This window comes from Fodinicurvata sp. EGI_FJ10296 (assembly GCF_040712075.1).
In the GTDB taxonomy this organism is placed as follows: Bacteria; Pseudomonadota; Alphaproteobacteria; order DSM-16000; family Inquilinaceae; genus JBFCVL01.
Genome location: NZ_JBFCVL010000008.1, coordinates 284,158 through 302,512, shown reverse-complemented (window position 1 = coordinate 302,512; position 18,355 = coordinate 284,158). Strand labels below are relative to the sequence as shown.

Sequence of the window (18,355 nt, the reverse complement as noted above, 5' to 3'; positions counted from 1 at the left end):
AGAAGGCGGCGGATGCGGTGTCAATAAACACAGTTGCCGGGGAAGGGAAGGGGGAGCCGGGCGATTTCCACCGTCTCCAATTCCCGTGCGCAGCGCGGCCACGAAGTGACGCGCTGCAGACCCGGGATCTGGTGCGGTGGCTTTCGGCGATCCAAGCGCGAGCCGGGTTCCACTGGCGCGTGTGGACCCCGGACAGCACTTCGTGCTTCCGGGGAGGAGAAGGCGGCGGATGCGGTGTCAATAAACACAGTTGCCGGGGAAGGGAAGGGGGAGCCGGGCGATTTCCACCGTCTCCGATTCCCGTGCGCAGCGCGGCACGGCAGTGACGCGCTGCAGACCCGGGATCTGGTGCGGTGGCTTTCGGCGATCCAAGCGCGAGCCGGTCTCGCCCTCGATCGATGTCGGGGCCGATCAGGAGAGGGTGTCACGGCATCGAGACGAACGGCTCGCGTTCCCAGAAGCGCAGGCTGCGGCACATCTGAACGAAGCGCGGGCTGTCGCCGACGGCGTTGATCTGCATACAGCCGCGGTCCAGATCCGAGGCGATGCCCGCCTTTTCGAACAGCGGCATGGCTTCGGCGGAATAGGCGATGAACTTCAGATGCGCGAAGGCATCGGAAACGAAGTCCTTGGCCGTTGCTTCCTTTGCCAGCATTTTCGCGCCATCGTCGGAGGTCAGCACGGCGACCGCATCATACAGAACCGACGGGCCGCCATCGACCTTCTGCTTGGCTTCGATCCAGGTGCCGTCGCTGGCTTCGACGCCACCGACCCGGGGCGCGATGAACTCGATCTTCGCGCCTTCTCCCTCAAGCGCCGCCTTCAGGCTTCGGACCAGTTCGATGTCCACGCCGTCGGTCAGCAACGCGCCCAGCTTGCGGCCCTTGAAGCTGTCCGGGCCGTTCAGAATGATCGAGAGCTTCGGCGACGCCTTGAGATCGGTGCGCGGCGCTACGGCCGCCTCGGCCGGCTCGGGCATTTGCTTCAGCCGCAGACCGTCGGCGACACCCTTGGCAAGGTCCTCGTCGATGTTGCGCAGATGGGCCACGACCCGTGATCGGATGTCCGGTCTCTCGACTTTCGACAACTCGAATGTATAGGCATTGATGATGTGTCGCTTTTCGGTGTCTGTTTGCGAGATATAGAATTGCCGGCCCTGGCTATAGTGGTCGGCGAAGCTTTCGGCGCGCAGGCGCCGCTTGGGTCCTTCGATATGTTCGGGAAACGCTTTGAGGCCCTTTTCCGGGGATTCGCGCGGGCCGCCCTCCGCACCCCACGAGTTCGGTTCGTAATTGACGCGGCCCGTGGGATTGACGAACGCCATATGGCCGTCCTGCTGGAAATGGCGGATCGGGCAGCGCGGCGCATTCACCGGCAGATGGGTGAAATTCGGGCTGCCGAGGCGCTTCAACTGCGTGTCGAGATACGAGAAATTCCGCCCCTGCAGCAACGGGTCGTTGGTGAAGTCGATGCCCGGCACGATATTGCCGGTGTGAAATGCGACCTGTTCGGTTTCGGCGAAGAAGTTGTCGACGCAGCGGTCCAGAACCAGGCGCCCGATCAGGCGCACCGGCACGTCTTCTTCAGGGATGATCTTGGTCGAATCGAGGATATCGAAGTCGAAACGATCGGCAAAGTCGTCGTCGAAAACCTGAAGGCCCAGTTCCCATTCCGGATAGTCGCCCATCTTGATGGCGTCCCAGAGATCGCGGCGGTGGAAGTCCGGGTCGGCGCCGCTGATCTTCAGCGCCTCGTTCCAGACCACCGATTGCATGCCCTGTTTCGGCTTCCAGTGAAACTTGACGAAGGTCGATTTGCCCTCGGCATTCACGAAGCGAAAGCTGTGGACGCCGAAGCCCTCCATGAACCGGAACGAGCGGGGAATTGCGCGATCGGACATGATCCACATCGCCATGTGCATCGATTCCGGCATCAGCGAAATGAAATCCCAAAAATTGTCATGGGCCGTCTGCGCCTGGGGGAATCCCCGATCCGGCTCCTGTTTGGCGGCATGAATAAGGTCGGGGAACTTGATCGCGTCCTGAATGAAGAATACCGGGATATTGTTGCCGACGATGTCCCAGTTGCCTTCCTTCGTGTAGAGCTTGACGGCAAAACCGCGGACATCGCGGGCGAGATCGCTGGAGCCCTTGTTGCCGGCGACGGTGGAGAACCTCACGAACGCTTCGGTTTTCTCGCCGGGCCGCTGAAAGAGGTCGGCCGAGGTAATGTCGGTGAGCGATTCATACGTCTCGAAATAGCCATGCGCTCCAAAGCCGCGGGCGTGGACGACGCGCTCGGGAATGCGCTCGTGGTCAAAATGGAACACCTTCTCGCGCAGATGATGGTCTTCCATCAGAACCGGTCCGCGCTCTCCTGCCTTCAGGGAATTCTGGTCGTCGGAGACCGGCGCGCCCTGCTGCGTCGTCAGAACCGGCGTATCGCCGCCAGCCACCTGGTGCGTTTCGCCGCCGGTGCCGCGCAGTATGGTCTGGTCAGAAAAGTTCGCATCTCGAAGCGGAGTGGCATCCTTCGTCATCTCGAATCCTCGCTCGCCTGGACTGTTAAACGAACTGCCGGCTTCGGCGTCCGGCAGTTCATGGATTTACGCTGAGGATTAACCGGTGCCCGGAAAGGATGTTCCGCCGCCGTGCCAATTCATCGGGGGGAATGATCGCATCAGCCGCTCTTGGGAATTGTGCTGATCGACCCGTCGGTTTCCAGGATCACGGCCTCCAACTGGCCGATATCGTTGTGTCCACTGCTGCGAGCGGCTGCCAGAATCTCGTCGCGCGTCATCCTTTGCTGGCGAAGGGCGCTATCGAGATAGGCGCCGTTGCGGACCAGCAGCGTCGGCTCGGCCTTGATGATCGAGTGGAAGCCGGCGGATCGGACCGAAAGCCAGGTGATGATGAATTGCAGGGCGATCAGAAGCCCCATGCCGACCATTCCCTCGGCCAGTGAGACCGATTTGTTCAACAGCACCGCCGACAGGCTCGAACCCAGCGCCACCGTGATGACGAGATCGAAGGCGTTGAGCTTCGTCAGTGTCCGCTTCCCGGACACGCGCAGGAAGACGACCAACAGGGCATAGGCGGCCGTGCCCACCAGCAGCACGCGCCCCAGTTCCGTCCATTCCGCGAAGAGCATGTGTCACTGACCGTCGTGGCTAACCTGCAAACTTCCAGCACGACAACGCCGTGAACGCCGTTTTGATCCATGCCGGTGCCGGGCGCCCATGGATCAATTCGGGTGCTGCACGTGTTAACTGCACCATGAACCCGCTCGCACTCACGCCGAGATCCCACCCGATGGAGACCACCCGATGGAGACCACATTTTCGCCGGACGTCATTTCGAACAACGAAATCGTGCTCCGCCTCTCGTTGGCCGTCGTCGCCGGTCTGATCCTCGGTCTGGATCGGGAACTTCGGGGGATTTCGGCAGGGATCAGGACGCACGCACTGGTTTCGCTGAGTTCGGCGGTCATTACCCTTTCCGCGCTCATGCTTTACGCCGAGATCAGGCAACTGGAGGGCGATTCCGACCCCGACCCCCTGCGCGCGATCCAGGGTCTGGCCCAGGCCATCGGGTTCATCGGCGCCGGTACGATTTTCTTCGCCCGGGGTGACGTCCATAATCTGACCTCGGCGGCCAATATCTGGATGGCGGCGGCGGTCGGAATCGTCGCCGGCAGCGGACAACTGTCGCTCGGCGCCGTGGCCGTCGCGTTTACCGTGGTCATCGTGACCGTGGTCCGGGTGATCGAGGCGGTCCTGCCCCGTACCAACAAATCGCGGGACCACAACGCCGGTCAGGACTGATCGAAACGAAAACATCCCCGACACGACGGAATGGGGCGCACCGAACGATGCAGCAACTCGACATAGCGCTTGCCACGATCGCGGCGACCGTGATCGTGATCGGCGTCATTTCCAATGCCATCAAGCGAAGCATTCTGCAGGAGCCGATGATCGCCGTCGGCGTCGGTATCGCAATCGGACCGGTTGGCCTTGGCTGGCTCGATCTGACCGAATGGGGCAACGAGAATGCGATACTGGCACAAGCGGCCCGTCTGACGCTGGCGATCGGGCTGATGGGGGTCGCGATGCGACTGCGGCCGAAAAGCATCCCCCGGCTATGGCGGCCGGTGACCATCATGCTGACCGTGGGCATGCTGGGCGCGTGGCTGGTGGCTGCCGGTCTGATCGGATCGACGCTTGGGCTGTCGTTCTGGATGGCGCTGCTCATCGGTGCCGTGGTTACCCCCACCGACCCCGTGGTCGCGAGTTCGATCGTCACCGGCAAGCTCGCCGCCGAGAATTTGCCCCTGCGCCTGAGAGACCTGATCTCGATGGAGTCCGGCGCCAATGACGGGCTGGCCTACATATTGGTCATGCTGCCGATCATCCTTTGGGGAGGCTTGGGGGGAGGCTTGGGGGGAGGCCTGGCGGGTGGCCCCGGGAGTGGACACGGCTGGTCGACGTGGGTCGTGGAGGCCGTTCTGGTCGGCGTCGGTCTGGCGGCACTGATCGGCGGGGCGGTCGGTTACGGGGCAGCCCGGCTGCTGACTTTCGCCGAAGGCCACAAGCTGATCGAGAAGACATCGCTGCTGGGGTACAGCATCGCCTTCTCTCTGCTGACGCTTGGGGGAAGCCATCTCGTCGGCGCGGACTCGATGATTTCGGTCTTTCTGGCCGGAATGGTATTCAACCTCTGTCTCCGGCGGTACGAGGAGCACGAAGAGGAAAGAATACAGGAAGCGGTGGCCAAGCTGCTGACCCTGCCCATGTTCGTTCTGTTCGGCATCGCCTTGCCGGTGGAGGGCTGGGTGGCGCTGGGATGGCCGTTGCTGGCGACGGTCTTCCTCGTCATCCTGTTGCGGCGGCCGCCGGTGATCATCGCCCTGCTTCCGGTGGTGAGACGCAAGCTCAACCCGTTCGACGTCGCCTTTACCGGCTGGTTCGGGCCGATCGGTGTGGCCGCTGTCTACTACGCCGCCATGGCGCGGACGCATGTCGACGATCCGGTCATCTGGCACGTCGCCAGTGCGCTGATCTTCGCCTCGATCATCGTGCACGGGATGACGGCGGCCCACTTCACCCGCCGCTACGCGCGCGTCACCCGACGGCAGACGGTGTGATCGCAATCGCGGCCGCGGCGATGTTCGTGGCCCCGGACATCAGCTTGCGGGCCGCGCGCACCGACTACCAGTCGAGCCAGCGGCGGCAGGTTTCCAGGCATTCATCGCGCAAGAACTCGCTCGTGCAGCGTTTGCAGCGATAGGCGTGATTGCCGCCGTTGGTCGAAATGAGAAGTTTGCCGAAACGCGGGCGGTCCTTGCGGCCGTGGAGCATCGGGAAGGCGAAGGCGGAATAGAAGTAGAGGCGTCCTTCGACGGTATAGAAGGCGAACGACCCGTCGCTGTTCCTGACTTTCAGCGACGCAAGGGTATCGTCGCTGTCCATCGTCACTGTATAGCCTTCGGCCTCCAGGGCTCGGCGGGCAGCTTCCAGTGCGGGGATGACGACGGCTTCGAAGCACCGGGCCAGATCGGCTTCGGTCTCGCCGCCGTTCGCCGCCGTCGATTGGCCTCGTTGCAAGGTGTCCACCACGGCCGTCCAAAGGGCTTTCATCGTTTTCCCCCTGCGTGAGCGCCTGTGGTGCGGGCACCCGTCGGATCCGCGGTTTGGCCCGTATTGGTGCCGGAGGCTGCAGTCGGGCCCGACGATGGATGGCTGGCGTCCGTTTCGCTGCCGCGCCATTGTTCGATGAGGCGATCCCAGCGCGATGTCGGCAGCGCGCCGATGCCCGTGGCGTCCAGGGCGTCCGCCCGCAACGCGACCCATAACGACCAGGCCATCAGGCCAAGCACGATAGCCAGCGGAAAGGCAGTCAGCAGTGTGGCGGTTTGCAGGGCCTGCAAGCCGCCCGCGACCAGCAGCACGCCGGCCGTGACGGCGGTCAGAAGGCTCCAGAACAGCTTCTGGAACAAGGGCGGGTTTGGATGGCCGCCCGAGGCCAGGATGTTCATGACAAGGGCCCCGGAATCGGCTGAAGTAACGAAATAGCCGACAATCACGGCAGTCGCCAGCGGAATGGTGATCAGGGCCAACGGCAGGGCGTCGAGCATCTCGAACAGCGCGGCGGGAACGTTTTCCCCGATCGTCGCGGCAAGGGTGCCGTCGGAAATTTCGAGGTCCAGGGCGCTGACGCCGAATGTCGTCAACCAGAACATCGTGAACAGGGTCGGCACGAGCAGCACGCCCAGCACGAATTCGCCGATGGTTCGGCCATAGGATACCCGGGCGATGAACATGCCCACGAACGGGCACCAGGAAATCCACCAGCCCCAATAGAAAAGGGTCCACTGCGACTGCCAGTCCACGCCATGGAACGCGTCGGTTCGTAAACTCAGAACGATTAGATTACTGGCATAGTCGCCGATCCCTTCCAGAAAGGCGGACAGAATCATCGCCGTCGGACCGACGGCCAATACGAACAGCAAGAGGGCAAGGCCAACGAACAGGTTCAGTCGCGACAGCACGCGGATGCCGTTGTCAAGGCCAAGGAGCAGCGAAACCGTTGCCATCGCCATGATGATGGTGATCAGAACGATCTGGTTGACGGCCGATTCGTCCAGCAACCCGATGGAAGAAAGACCGGCATTGACTTGCATGACACCCAGACCCAGAGAGGTCGCGACGCCGAACAACGTGCCGACCAGCGCCAGGGTGTCGATGGTGTCGCCGAAGGCGCCGTCGACCCGCTTGCCGATCAGGGGATAGAACGCCGAGCGCAGCGACAGTGGCAATCCATGGCGATAGGCGAAGAAGGCCAGCGACAGGGATACGACGATATAGATCGCCCAGGGGTGAAGTCCCCAGTGGAAGTAGGTGGTTCTCAGGGCCTCGGTCGTGGCGGCGGTCGTCTCGGGCTCGGCGCGCGGCGGTTCCAGATAGTGAAGGACCGGTTCTGCGACGCTGTAGAACAGGAGGCCGATGCCCATGCCGGCGCTGAACAGCATCGCGAACCACGAGGTGAAGGTGTATTCCGGCCGCGATTCCGGTGGCCCGAGGCGGATGTTCCGGAATTCCGGCTTCAGGACCAGGGCGACGACGAACACCAGAAGCAAGGCGACGATGCCTGTATAGACCCAGCCGAATTGGGCGACGATGAAACGCTGAACGTCATCGACGGCCGCGCCGAAGCGATCGGTCAGTGTCACCCCGAGCACGATAAGCGCCAGCACCAACCCCGCTGCCGGGAAAAAGACACGGGGATTGATGTTGCGGTCGACGCTTTCCATGCTTGCCTGATCCATCCGTTTCGATCCGCGAAGCGGCACAGCAGTGCCGCCGCGCTATTCCCTTCGGCCGAATGTCATCCTGATGGTGGGATAATCAATCGTCCGTGCGGCGTCAAATACGGTACGGCAATGGACCCTTGGATCACGCGCGTTTCGCCGCTGCTGGAAAACCGAAACCTGAAAGCTGCGGATGTCGCGCGGCCGGGTGGCGGTGGACTGTCCCGTCCTGACCGTCACGCCGCCGATCTGCGTCCGCTGGCGGCGGCGACGATGGCGATGATGATCGTCCCGGTCATCAGCATGCGGGCCCCGGCGCCCAGGCCGTACGAGTTCAGCATCGACACGATCAGGAACATGAACAGCGCTCCGCCCCAGATGCCGGGCACGTTGGAGTTGCCGCCGGCGATCGAGCAGCCGCCGATCACCACCACGGCGATCGAGATCAGCAGATATTCCGTGCCCATGTTCAGGGCAGCGCCGCCGGAGAAGCTGGCGAGCAGATAGCCGACAAACCCGGCCAGCACGGCTGAGGTGATATAGGTCGCGGCCCGTACCGCCTCGACCGGCACGCCGCTGAGGCGCGCGGCGCGGGGATTCTGCCCCGCCGCCGACAGCCAGCGTCCGAAGATCGATTTTTCCAGGGCGACCCAGGCCAGCACCGCCAGGCCAATGCCGACAAGCGCGACATTGGGAATGCCCAACAGCGATCCGGTGGTGAAATCGGCCAGAAGGTCAGGTGGTTTGATCCGCAGGCCGCGGTTCGACCAGATGGCCACCGATTGGTAGATGAAGGACGCCGACAGCGTCGCAATGATCGGCGGAATGCGCAGCAGGCGCATCAGCAGATAGTTTGTCACGCCCGCGGCCAGACCGACGCCCAGCGCGACCGCCAATCCCGGCACGATCAATTCCCCCGCGCCGGCCATGAATTTCAGCGACAGCGTGGCGGACAGGGTCATGGTCGTCGGGATCGACAGGTCGACATTGCCGGGGCCGAGCGTGATGACGAACATCTGGCCGAGGCCGACGATGGCCGAAAAGGCGGCAAAGGTGAAAGCGGCATAAAGCAGCGCCGTTCCGCCGCGGCCTTCGGTCAGCATGGCCGTGGCGACGAATGCGGCGGCACCGGCGACATAGGCCCAGAACCAGGGCCGCTGAGTGAGGCCGGCGACATATGAAATCGGTGTGGTTGCGGCGCCGGATCGGCTGGATTGACTAAGAATGACTCGCCCCCTTCGGTCTTGTCCGCTGACGCTCGAAGATCAGTCTGGCCGCGAGCACCAGGATCAGGATCGCGCCCTGGGCGCCGATCTGCCAGTCGGAAGGCAGGCGCAGAAACGACAGCAGACTGCCGGCCAGCGCCAGGGTCAATGCGCCGATCACGGCCCCGACAGGCGAGATCCGACCGCCGGTGAATTCGCCGCCGCCGAGAATGACGCCGGCAATCGACAGCAGCGTATAGCGCAGGGCGATATTCGCATCGGCCGATGTGGTCAGGCCGACCAGGGTCATTCCGGCCAGAACGCCGAAGATCGCCGCCAGGGCATAGGTTGCGGCCTTGAGCTGGGTGACCGACCAGCCGGCCCGGGCGACCGCGCGTGGATTGCCGCCGACCGCCCGCAGCAGCACGCCGACCGAAGATCGCATGATCAGCAGGTGGGTCACCAGCGCCAGCAGCAGGCTGGCGACGACGGCCATCGGCATCAGCGGCGGTGTCGTCGTCATCAGGCTGCGGACCCAGCCGGGCGGGGCGCCGCCGGGCGAGGGCAGGATCATGATCGCCAGTCCGGCCCACACGAATGACATGCCGAGCGTCACCACGATCGCGGGCAGCGAGCGGGCGTGGATCAGCGCCCCCAATCCGGCGTAGACCAGCACCGAGGCGGCCAGAATGGCATAGCCGATCAGCGGCGCGTCATGGACGAAGGTTGCCGTGACGCAGGCGCAGAAACTGACGAAGGTGCCGATCGACAGGTCGATGTCGTTGACCATCATGATCAGCATCTGCGCGATCGTTGCCAGGGCGATCGGAACCGCCAGATTGAATAGCAGATTCAGCCCGAGATAGCTCATCGCGCGCGGTTGAATATAGAAGACCGCGGCCAGCAGGATCGCCAGGGAGAAGACCGGCAGCAATATCCGGAACTTTGCCGTGATCATTCGGCGGCCTCCTGCAATTCGAAAGATGCCGCCAGGATGTTTTCCTCGGTGATGGCGTCTCCGGTCAGTTCGGCGGAAATCAGGCCGTTGCGAAAGACGAAGACGCGGTCGCACTGACGAATTTCGTCGGTCTCCGTCGAATACCAGAGAAATGTGCGGCCGGTGGCGGCTTCGGCGCGGATCATGTCATAGGCTTCGCGTTTCGTACCGACATCGACGCCGCGCATCGGGTCGTCCATGACCACGATCGGCGCGGTGGAGGCCAGCGACCGTGCGAACAGTACCTTTTGCTGGTTGCCGCCCGACAGCGACAGGATCGGATTGGTCACATTGTCGGTACGGATGCCGATGCGGCGTTTCCAGTCGGCCGACAGCGCGGCTTCGCCGGGTTCGTCCACCAGACCCCGCCGGGTCAGGCGCGGCAAATGGGCCAGCGTGATATTCCGCAGGATCGACCACAACGGCATGATGCCGTCGCGCGCCCGGTCGCCCGCGACGAACGCCACCTGCGGCGCGCGTACCTGTCCCAGTCCTGCCGACCGCTCCATATAGAACCGCGCCAGCGCCTCGGCCTGACCGTGCCCGGCCAGTCCGGCGAGGCCGACGATTTCGCCCCGACGTGCCGCAAGACCCTCTTCGGTGCGCAGAACCTCGTCGCCGATGCGGTCGGCCTCGGCGGCGCGCGTCCGGCGGTCGTCAGCCTCGGCATTGGCGACATGGCCCATGGCGTCGATCAGACCCTGCTGGGTGAAGTTGCCGGCCGCGCGGCTTTCGGTGATCAGCCCGTCCTTCATCACGTCGATGCGCGTCGCGACGTCGTATACTTCGCCCAGCATGTGCGAAATGAAGACAACAGCGCCGCCGTCATCGCAGAATCGCCGGATATGCGACAGCAACTGCCGGGCGATGGACGCATCCAGCGAAGATGTCGGCTCGTCCAGAATGACAAGGCGCGCCGGCAGCGCACCTTCGGCAAAGCCGACGGCAATCTCGACCATCTGGCGTTCGGCCAGACTGAGATCGCCGACGGTCATGCCGGCGCGAATGCGGTGCCCGGGGAAAACGATGTCGAGTGCCTGTTCGATGCGCTTGCGGGCGCGGCGGCGCCAGCCGGGCCCGATCAGATCGCCCTGAACCACGCGCAGATTTTCTTCGACCGTCAGGTTTCCGCACAGCGACAGTTCCTGAAAGACGCTGCGAACACCGGCGGCGCGGGCAAATGGTGCGCCCGTGCCGGTCCGGCCGTCCGCTGTGCAATAGGTCACGCTGCCGCCGGTCGGCGTCAGGCCGCCATTGATCACGTTGACCAGTGTCGATTTGCCCGCGCCGTTGTGGCCGACCAGCCCGACGCATTCGCCGGGCCGGATGGTCTGGCTTACCCCGTCGAGCGCGCGCACGGCCCCGAAGGCCATGCGCACATCCGCAAGGTCGACGAGCGGAACCGCGTTGCCGGCATCGCGGCTATTGCCGGTTTCGTTATCCAACGGCTCGGCTTTCGTTATTATGGCAGCTATGGCCGCGCCCTTATCGGGCGTCCTCGATCACGGCCCGGGCGTCTTCCAGACTGTACTCGACATTGGCCACCGATCCTTCGGGGGTTTCGGCCAGGACGTCGTCCAGCGATTCCTGATCGACGACCAGGAACGGAACGGTCAGATCCTTGGGCACTTCTTCGCCGGCCAGAATCTGCTGTGCCACCCAGAAGGCCAGCGTGCCGACACCCGGCGCGATCGACAGCGACAGCGTTTCGTAGCCGCTGGCATCGCGCTCGTCGGCCCACCACTGCATTTCGTCCTGACGGTTGCCCATGATGATCAGCGGCATGTCGCGCCCTGCGGCCTCGAACGCCTGAGCCGCGCCATAGCCGTCGCCGCCCTGGGTCACGACGCCGACCACTTCCGGCAGACTGGGCAGAATGCCGGCGACGGCCTGCTGCGCCACATCGCCGGCCCAGTCGCCGTGGACGGAGCCGACGATCTCGAACTGCGGATAGTCCTCGACGCCGGCCTCGATCCCGGCATGGATCTCGTCATCGACGAAGACGCCAGCGAGACCGCGGATTTCCAGCAGGTTACCGCCATCCGGGAAGCGCGACGCCATGTATTCGATCTGCTCATAGCCCATCTGGCGGAAGTCGACGGCGATGCGCCAGGCGCAGGGCTCGGTCACCACGCCGTCGAACGAGACGACGATGATGCCGGCTGCGCATGCTTCGGCCACGGCGCCGTTCAGGGCGGTCGGCGATGCGGCGTTGAGCACGATCGCGTCGTATCCCTGAAGGATCATGTTCTGGATCTGGGAGGCCTGCTCGGTCGCCTGATTTTCCGACGTGGTATAGGCGTCCGCGGCGGCGACGACGCCGTCGGCAACCGCCTGTTCGGTCACGGTCTCCCAGCTTTCGAGCATGGCCTGACGCCAGGAGTTGCCGGCATAGTTGTTCGACAGCGCGATCTGGGCATCAGAGGTATCGGCATTGGCGACGGCCGGCACACAAGCCGACAGCAGCGCCATCGCTCCGACGATTCTGGTCGTGGTTTTCATTTTTCCCTCCCTTGGCGTGCTTCGCGCGCGCCGCATTGATCCTGAAACACCTTCTCATGAGGCGTCATTGGTACCCTGCGCGTCGGTCATACCATGGTAAAGCAGGGATGACGCAGGTTATTTGCGGGATCCCGCAACTGACTTGCGCGCGACGTCATACGCCAGTGCTTGCCGCGCCTGAGCCGGTAAAGCAGACTGCCAATTGAAGCAGACTAAAAAATCGGCGGGAGGAATTCGGCGGTCATGGCCGGTACACAACGGAAAGACGCCTGGACGGCCGCCGCCAGCCCGCTGGATTCGTTGCTGCGGATATCGAGCCAGCTTGCCGGCCAGGTGGAGATCCGCGCCGCGCTGCGATCGGTGAAGGCCGAAGTCGAGAACATCCTGCCGGTCGATCATCTGGATGTCTGTCTGATCGACGACGCCGCCGTCTGGAATACCAGCTACGAGGTCGGCATCCGCACCCGGTGGAGCCTGCGCCGGACGCTGGTCGAGATATCGCCGGTGCGCAGCATCCTGTTGAGCGAGACGGATTTCATGCTGACCGACAACGCCATGGAAGATCCGCGCTATACATATCCGGGCGCCTTGTCGCAGCCGATATTCCGCCACCAGCTGCGCAGCCGGGTGAATGTTGCGATGAAGGTGCTCGGCCGCACCATCGGGGCGTTGAACTGCTCGTCGCGCCAGGCCGGCATCTATGACAAGGACACCCTGGAGCGCGTGCGGCACGTCGCCGACGTGCTCGCCCCCTATTGCTATTCCCTGCGCGCCGCGGAAAAAGCCAAGCAGGCCGCCATCGTGCGGGCCGAGACCCACGCCCGCGAAGAGGGGCTGCGCCAGGGGGCGCTGGAACTCACACGGGCACTGGAACAGGAGCGCCAGCGCATCGGCATGGATCTGCACGATCAGACCCTGGCCGATCTGACGCACATCGTCCGGGACCTGGAGCGCAGCGAGGCCAAACCCGATTCCGGCGCGGTGCTGGACCGGCTGCAAAATTGCATTCAGGATCTGCGGCGCATCATCGATATGGCGGTGCCGACACTTCTCGATCTGTTCGGTTTCGCCCACGCGCTGCGCATTCATCTGGAACGGGCGGTCGGCGAGGAAAGCCCGGTGGTGATATCGGTCGTCGACGCGACCGGCGGCGCCGTCGACGATGTCGACAAGACCATCCGCATTGCCCTGTTCCGCATTGCGCAGGAGGCGATCAACAACGCCGCGCGGCATTCCCGTGCCAGTCGGATTTCGGTTCATGTCGGCAAGACCGATATCGGCTTGGTGCTGACGATTGTTGATGACGGGATCGGCATTCCGGACCGCGACGGCAGTACCCCGGCCGGCAAGGCAACGGGCGGCCTGGCGCATATGCGCACGCGCGCTCGCCTTATTGCAGCCGAATTCCAGGTAACAACCGACAACGGCACGCGCGTGGACGTGTGGCTGCCGGGCCGACCCGGCTGCACCGCCGGCGCCGCGGCGCTTACCGAAGTGGAATCCAGCGGATGAAAGTGCTTCTGGTCGAGGATGACCAATTGCATGCGAATTTTCTGATCGACGCCGTCCGCACGGCGCTGCCCGAGGCAACGGAGATCCTGCACGCGGTCAACGGCCGTGACGGCGAGGCCGAAGCGCGACGCGGGCCGATCCTGGCTGTGGTCATGGATCTTCAGATGAAGGAGCGCAACGGCATCGACGCCGCCCGGACGATCTGGGCCGAACGCCCGCAGACGCGGATCCTGTTCTGGTCCAACTATTCCGACGAGGCCTATCTGCGCGGCATCGCGCGCGTGGTGCCGGCGGAATCGTCCTATGGCTATGTGCTGAAGACGGCGACGACCGAAAAGCTGCATCTGGCGTTGCGCGCCGTCCTGCTCGAAGGCCAGATCCTGGTCGACCGGGAAATTCATCAGGTGCAGCAGCGTCATACCCGCACCCACCAGACGCTCACGGACAGCGAATATGCCGTCATGATCGACATGGCGCTCGGCCTGCCCGACAAATGGATCGCCAGACGTCAGGGCATGTCGCTGCGCACGGTGCAGAACCGGCTGCTATCGCTTTACGACAAGCTGGGCGTCGAGGTGCTCGATCATGAACTGGACGACGTGCCGATCAACAAACGGGTCAGGGCCATCACCCGGGCCCTGAGCATCCGGGCGATCAATGTCGAGAGCCTGGAGATCGCCGAACGGGACTTTCAGCTCTGGCTGCAGCGCGAGGGCATAGACGGCATTCCCGGTGCGAACCCCCGTGCGAATCCCGGCGCCGTCCCCGGAGCCCTGGGCCGGCAGAAATGATCATCAATCAACACAATGCGATTGCCCGTCAGGTCGCCATGTCATGGGCGTGGGTGGCCTTGATCTCGAAGGCCGCTTTCAGCAGGGCCTGAGTATAGGGGTGTTGCGGCGCGTTGAAGATCGTGGCCGCCGCGCCTTGCTCGACCACCAGACCGTCCTTCATGACGATCAGATGGTCGGAGAGCGCCTTGACCACCCGGAGGTCATGGCTGATGAACAGATAGGCCAGCCGGTAGCGCTCCTGCAGATCGCGGAGCAGGTCGACGATCTGGGCCTGGACCGACATGTCGAGCGCGGAGGTCGGTTCGTCCAGAACGACGAAGCGCGGCCGCAGCACCATTGCCCGGGCGATGGCGATGCGCTGGCGCTGACCGCCGGAAAATTCGTGGGGATAGCGGTGCCGGGCGTCGGGGTCGAGGCCTACTTCCGTCAGGACGTCGATGATCATCTGCTCCCGCTCGCGGCCCGGCTGGCCGATGCGGTGAACATGCAGGCCTTCTTCCACGATCTCGGAGATTGACATGCGGGGGCTGAGGGAGCCGAACGGATCCTGAAAGACGATCTGCATCTGGCGCCGGAGTGGACGAAGTTCCTTGAATTGCCGGCCCTGCAATTCCTGGCCGTCGAACCTGATCGAGCCGACAGAGGAAATCAGGCGCAGGATCGCCAGCCCGAGCGTCGTCTTGCCCGAGCCGCTTTCGCCGACGACGCCGACCGTGTGCCCCTCGCGGACGGCAAGGCTGATCCCGTCGACCGCCTTGACGTGATCGACCGTCCGTTTCAGCAGGCCCTTCTTGATCGGAAACCACACCTTCAGGTCATCGGCCTGAAGAACGGTTGCGGCACCTTCGGGGGGGCGGGCGGGAAGCCCCTTCGGCTCGGCTTCGAGCAATCGTCGCGTATAGGCGTGTTGGGGCGCGGTAAACAGCTTCTCGGTCGGTTGTTCCTCGACGATCAGGCCATCGTTCATGACACAGATCCGGTCTGCCATCCGGCGAACGACGCCCAGATCGTGGGTGATCAGCAAGAGTGCCATGCCGAACCGCTGTTGCAGCGATTTCAGCAGTTCCAGGATCTGTGCCTGGATGGTCACGTCGAGCGCCGTGGTCGGCTCGTCGGCGATCAGGAGGTCGGGTTCATTCGCCAGGGCCATGGCGATCATCACGCGCTGGCGCTGGCCGCCCGAAAGTTCGTGCGGAAAGGCGTTCAGGCGGCGTTCGGCCTCGGGCAGGCCGACAAGATGCAGGAGTTCCAGCGCCCGTCTGCGCGCCGCCGCTTTCGACAGACCCTTGTGAATGAACAGGACTTCGTTGATCTGCTTTTCGACGGTGTGGAGCGGATTGAGCGAGGTCATCGGCTCCTGGAATACCATCGAGATCTTGTTGCCCCGGATTTTTCTCAGGACCGGTTCCCGGGCGCCGAGCATCTGGGTGCCGTCATACGTGATCGAGCCTTTGGGGTGGCTGGCCGATGGATAGGGCAGTAGCTGAAGAATCGACAGCGCCGTGACCGATTTGCCGGATCCACTTTCGCCGACCAGCGCCACGCTCTCACCCTTGTCGATGTGAAACGAAACCCCCCGCACGGCGGGGGCGCTCCCGCCCGGCACGGCAAAGTTGACATGCAGATCGGAGACCGACAGCAGCGGCGCATCCGCGGTCATGCGCTTGGGATTGCCGGCCGTAGCAAAGGATGGATCGATATCGGTCACGGTCATCAGGCGGTGGCCTTGCTGCTTTGTTGTTGCGGGGCCTGAAGCGTACTGGCGCCGGGGACGGGCAGGGACGCCGCGGATTTCCGCGGATCGAAGGCGTCGCGCACAGCTTCTCCGATAAATATCAGCAGACTCAGCATTACGGCGATTGTAAAGAATCCAGTAAAGCCCAGCCACGGCGCCTGCAAGTTCGATTTGCCCTGTTGCAGCAATTCACCGAGCGAGGGCGAACCCGGGGGCATGCCGAATCCCAGAAAGTCCAGGCTGGTCAACGTCGTGATCGACCCGTTCAGGATGAATGGCAGAAAGGTTATCGTTGCCACCATCGCGTTCGGCAGCGTGTGCTTGAACATGATGACCCGGTTGGGCTGGCCCAGCGCCCGGGCCGCGCGAATGTAATCGAAGTTTCGGGCGCGCAGGAATTCCGCCCGGACGACGCCGACCAGCGACATCCAGCTGAACAGCAGCATGATGATCAGCAGCGACCAGAACCCCGGTTCTATGACGCTGGCCATGATGATCAACAGATACAGCAGTGGCAGGGACGACCAGATTTCGATGAAGCGCTGAAAGATCAGATCCGTCCATCCGCCGAAATATCCTTGAACCGCGCCGGATGCCACGCCGATGACGCTGGCTGCCGCCGTCAGCACCAGGCCGAACAGCACCGAAATCCGGAATCCGTAGATGACGCGGGCGGCAACATCCCGGGCCTGATCGTCGGTCCCCAGCCAGTTGTCCAGAGATGGCGGCGACGGCGCCGGCGAGGGAAGGTCGTAATTGATCGTCTGGTAGCTATAGGGGATCGGCGGCCAGACGATCCAGCCGTCCTCCTCGATCAGGTCCTGGACGAAAGGATCGCGATAATCGGCCGTGGTCGCGAACTCGCCGCCGAACGCCGTTTCGGGATAGTCCACCAGCACCGGGACATAATAGCCCCCGTCGTAGTTCACCAGGAGCGGTTTGTCGTTGGCGATGAACTCGGCGAACATCGATATGAAAAACAGGACGAGAAATATCCACAGCGACCAGTACCCACGGCGGTTGGCCTTGAAGTTCTGGATGCGCCGCCATGTGATCGGCGTGACGCGGATGCCCATGATCCTGCGGACATCGCGTCGTTCAGCACCGGGGGAGGACCTGAGGGAGGAAAAGAGCGCCATGGTTCACACCCTCTGGGACTCGAAATCGATCCGCGGATCGATGACGGTGTACATGATGTCGCCCAGGAGGCCGAGCAGCAGGCCGATTAGGCTGAAGAAGTAAAGCGTGGCGAACATGACCGGATAATCCCGGTTGATGGCGGCCTCATAGCCAAGCAGTCCCAGGCCGTCGAGCGAGAAGATGACCTCGATCAGCAGCGCCCCGGTAAACAGAACGCCGATGAACGCCGAGGGAAAGCCGGCGATCACGATCAGCATCGCGTTGCGGAAGACGTGGCCGTAGAGAACGCGATTCTCGGTCAGGCCCTTGGCCCGGGCGGTCATGACGTACATCTTGCCGATTTCGTCGAGGAACGAGTTCTTCGTCAGCAATGTCAGGGTCGCGAAGCCGCTGATCACCATCGCCAGGACCGGTAGCGTGATGTGCCACAGATAGTCGGCGATCTGCTGCGCCGTCGTCATGTCGGCAAAGCCCTCGGATGTCAGGCCGCGCAGCGGAAACAGGTCGAAATAGCGGCCGCCGGCGAACAGGACGATGAGCAGGACCGCGAACAGGAAGTTGGGGATCGCGTAGCCGACGATCACGACACCCGATGTCCAGACATCGAAGCGGGACCCGTCCTTTACCGCTTTGCGGATGCCCAGGGGAATGGAGATCAGATAGGTCAGGACGGTCGTCCAGAGCCCGAGCGAGATCGAGACCGGTAACTTGTCGATGACGAGATCGACCACCTTCCGGTCCCGGAAATAACTCTCGCCGAAATCGAATCTCAGGAAATTTCCTATCATCATGAAGAAGCGCTCATGCGCCGGGCGGTCGAAGCCGAACATTTCCTCCAGTTCGGCGATGAACGCCGGATCCAGGCCCTGCGCGCCTCGATACCGGGAGTTCGACGAGCCGCCGTCGGACTCAAAGCTGGAGGCGTCGAAATCGCCGCTGCCCCCGCCGGAGAACCGCGCCGTGGCATCGGTCGCCGTTCCCTGGACGCGGGCGATCATCTGTTCCACCGGCCCGCCGGGTGCGAATTGGACAATGACGAATGTCAGGACCATGATGCCGAAAAGGGTCGGGACCATCAGGATCAGGCGGCGGATGATGTAGGACAACATGGGCCGGCTATCGGTCCTTTTTGATCCGGAGGGTTGCGGCGCCGGCCGCCTTGGCG

At 63.4% G+C, this 18,355-nt stretch carries 15 protein-coding genes; 4 read left to right on the top strand and 11 right to left on the bottom strand.

The window, feature by feature from the left end; all coding sequences use genetic code 11:
- Positions 1 to 424 precede the first annotated feature (424 nt).
- The gene (locus ABZ728_RS18555; RefSeq protein ID WP_366657752.1) at positions 425 to 2,539 is read right to left on the bottom strand and encodes a catalase; all 2,115 of its coding nucleotides are present in this window, start codon (positions 2,537 to 2,539) and stop codon (positions 425 to 427) included.
- Positions 2,540 to 2,679: 140 nt separating this feature from the next.
- Positions 2,680 to 3,150, bottom strand: coding sequence for a YetF domain-containing protein (locus ABZ728_RS18550; protein WP_366657751.1), 471 nt, complete (start codon positions 3,148 to 3,150; stop codon positions 2,680 to 2,682).
- Positions 3,151 to 3,325: 175 nt separating this feature from the next.
- Here ABZ728_RS18550 and ABZ728_RS18545 point away from each other — a divergent pair, with 175 nt between their 5' ends.
- Together ABZ728_RS18545 and ABZ728_RS18540 are read left to right on the top strand one after the other, a co-directional pair.
- Positions 3,326 to 3,823, top strand: a complete 498-nt coding sequence (locus ABZ728_RS18545; protein WP_366657750.1) for an MgtC/SapB family protein — start codon at positions 3,326 to 3,328, stop codon at positions 3,821 to 3,823.
- A gap of 47 nt (positions 3,824 to 3,870) precedes the next feature.
- Positions 3,871 to 5,142 carry a cation:proton antiporter gene (locus ABZ728_RS18540; protein WP_366657748.1) on the top strand — a complete coding sequence of 424 codons (1,272 nt, stop codon included), beginning with the start codon at positions 3,871 to 3,873 and terminating at the stop codon, positions 5,140 to 5,142.
- 64 nt (positions 5,143 to 5,206) lie between these two features.
- On the opposite strand, the gene ABZ728_RS18535 is transcribed toward ABZ728_RS18540, so the two are convergent.
- From ABZ728_RS18535 to ABZ728_RS18510, 6 genes are all read right to left on the bottom strand, one after another.
- Positions 5,207 to 5,635, bottom strand: coding sequence for a hypothetical protein (locus tag ABZ728_RS18535; RefSeq protein ID WP_366657747.1), 429 nt, complete (start codon positions 5,633 to 5,635; stop codon positions 5,207 to 5,209).
- Positions 5,632 to 7,323, bottom strand: a complete 1,692-nt coding sequence (locus ABZ728_RS18530; protein WP_366657746.1) for a BCCT family transporter — start codon at positions 7,321 to 7,323, stop codon at positions 5,632 to 5,634. Before ABZ728_RS18530 ends, ABZ728_RS18535 begins: the two co-directional genes overlap by 4 nt.
- Positions 7,324 to 7,541: 218 nt before the next feature.
- Positions 7,542 to 8,408, bottom strand: coding sequence for an ABC transporter permease (locus tag ABZ728_RS18525; RefSeq protein WP_366657745.1), 867 nt, complete (start codon positions 8,406 to 8,408; stop codon positions 7,542 to 7,544).
- Between the two features lie 115 nt (positions 8,409 to 8,523).
- The gene (locus ABZ728_RS18520) at positions 8,524 to 9,468 is read right to left on the bottom strand and encodes an ABC transporter permease (protein WP_366657743.1); all 945 of its coding nucleotides are present in this window, start codon (positions 9,466 to 9,468) and stop codon (positions 8,524 to 8,526) included.
- Entirely contained in the window at positions 9,465 to 10,952 is a 1,488-nt protein-coding gene (locus tag ABZ728_RS18515) for a sugar ABC transporter ATP-binding protein (protein WP_366657741.1), read from the bottom strand. The genes ABZ728_RS18520 and ABZ728_RS18515 overlap by 4 nt, the downstream gene beginning before the upstream one ends.
- Before the next feature lie 40 nt (positions 10,953 to 10,992).
- Complete coding sequence (locus ABZ728_RS18510) at positions 10,993 to 12,009, bottom strand: ABC transporter substrate-binding protein (protein ID WP_366657740.1); 1,017 nt, start codon at positions 12,007 to 12,009, stop codon at positions 10,993 to 10,995.
- Between the two features lie 243 nt (positions 12,010 to 12,252).
- On the opposite strand from ABZ728_RS18510, the gene ABZ728_RS18505 reads away from it, so the two are divergent.
- Both ABZ728_RS18505 and ABZ728_RS18500 read left to right on the top strand, forming a co-directional pair.
- Positions 12,253 to 13,521: an ATP-binding protein gene (locus ABZ728_RS18505; protein ID WP_366657739.1), complete on the top strand. Its 1,269-nt coding sequence runs from the start codon at positions 12,253 to 12,255 to the stop codon at positions 13,519 to 13,521.
- A complete protein-coding gene (locus tag ABZ728_RS18500) occupies positions 13,518 to 14,312 on the top strand; it encodes a response regulator transcription factor (protein ID WP_366657737.1) in 795 nt (264 codons plus the stop codon). The genes ABZ728_RS18505 and ABZ728_RS18500 overlap by 4 nt, the downstream gene beginning before the upstream one ends.
- 28 nt (positions 14,313 to 14,340) lie before the next feature.
- On the opposite strand, the gene ABZ728_RS18495 is transcribed toward ABZ728_RS18500, so the two are convergent.
- From ABZ728_RS18495 to yejB, 3 genes are all read right to left on the bottom strand, one after another.
- Positions 14,341 to 15,975 carry an ABC transporter ATP-binding protein gene (locus ABZ728_RS18495; protein WP_366657764.1) on the bottom strand — a complete coding sequence of 545 codons (1,635 nt, stop codon included), beginning with the start codon at positions 15,973 to 15,975 and terminating at the stop codon, positions 14,341 to 14,343.
- A gap of 53 nt (positions 15,976 to 16,028) precedes the next feature.
- Positions 16,029 to 17,120, bottom strand: a complete 1,092-nt coding sequence (locus tag ABZ728_RS18490; protein ID WP_366657762.1) for an ABC transporter permease — start codon at positions 17,118 to 17,120, stop codon at positions 16,029 to 16,031.
- Between the two features lie 72 nt (positions 17,121 to 17,192).
- A complete protein-coding gene (gene yejB / locus ABZ728_RS18485; protein ID WP_366657736.1) occupies positions 17,193 to 18,299 on the bottom strand; it encodes a microcin C ABC transporter permease YejB in 1,107 nt (368 codons plus the stop codon).
- Positions 18,300 to 18,355: the final 56 nt, after the last annotated feature.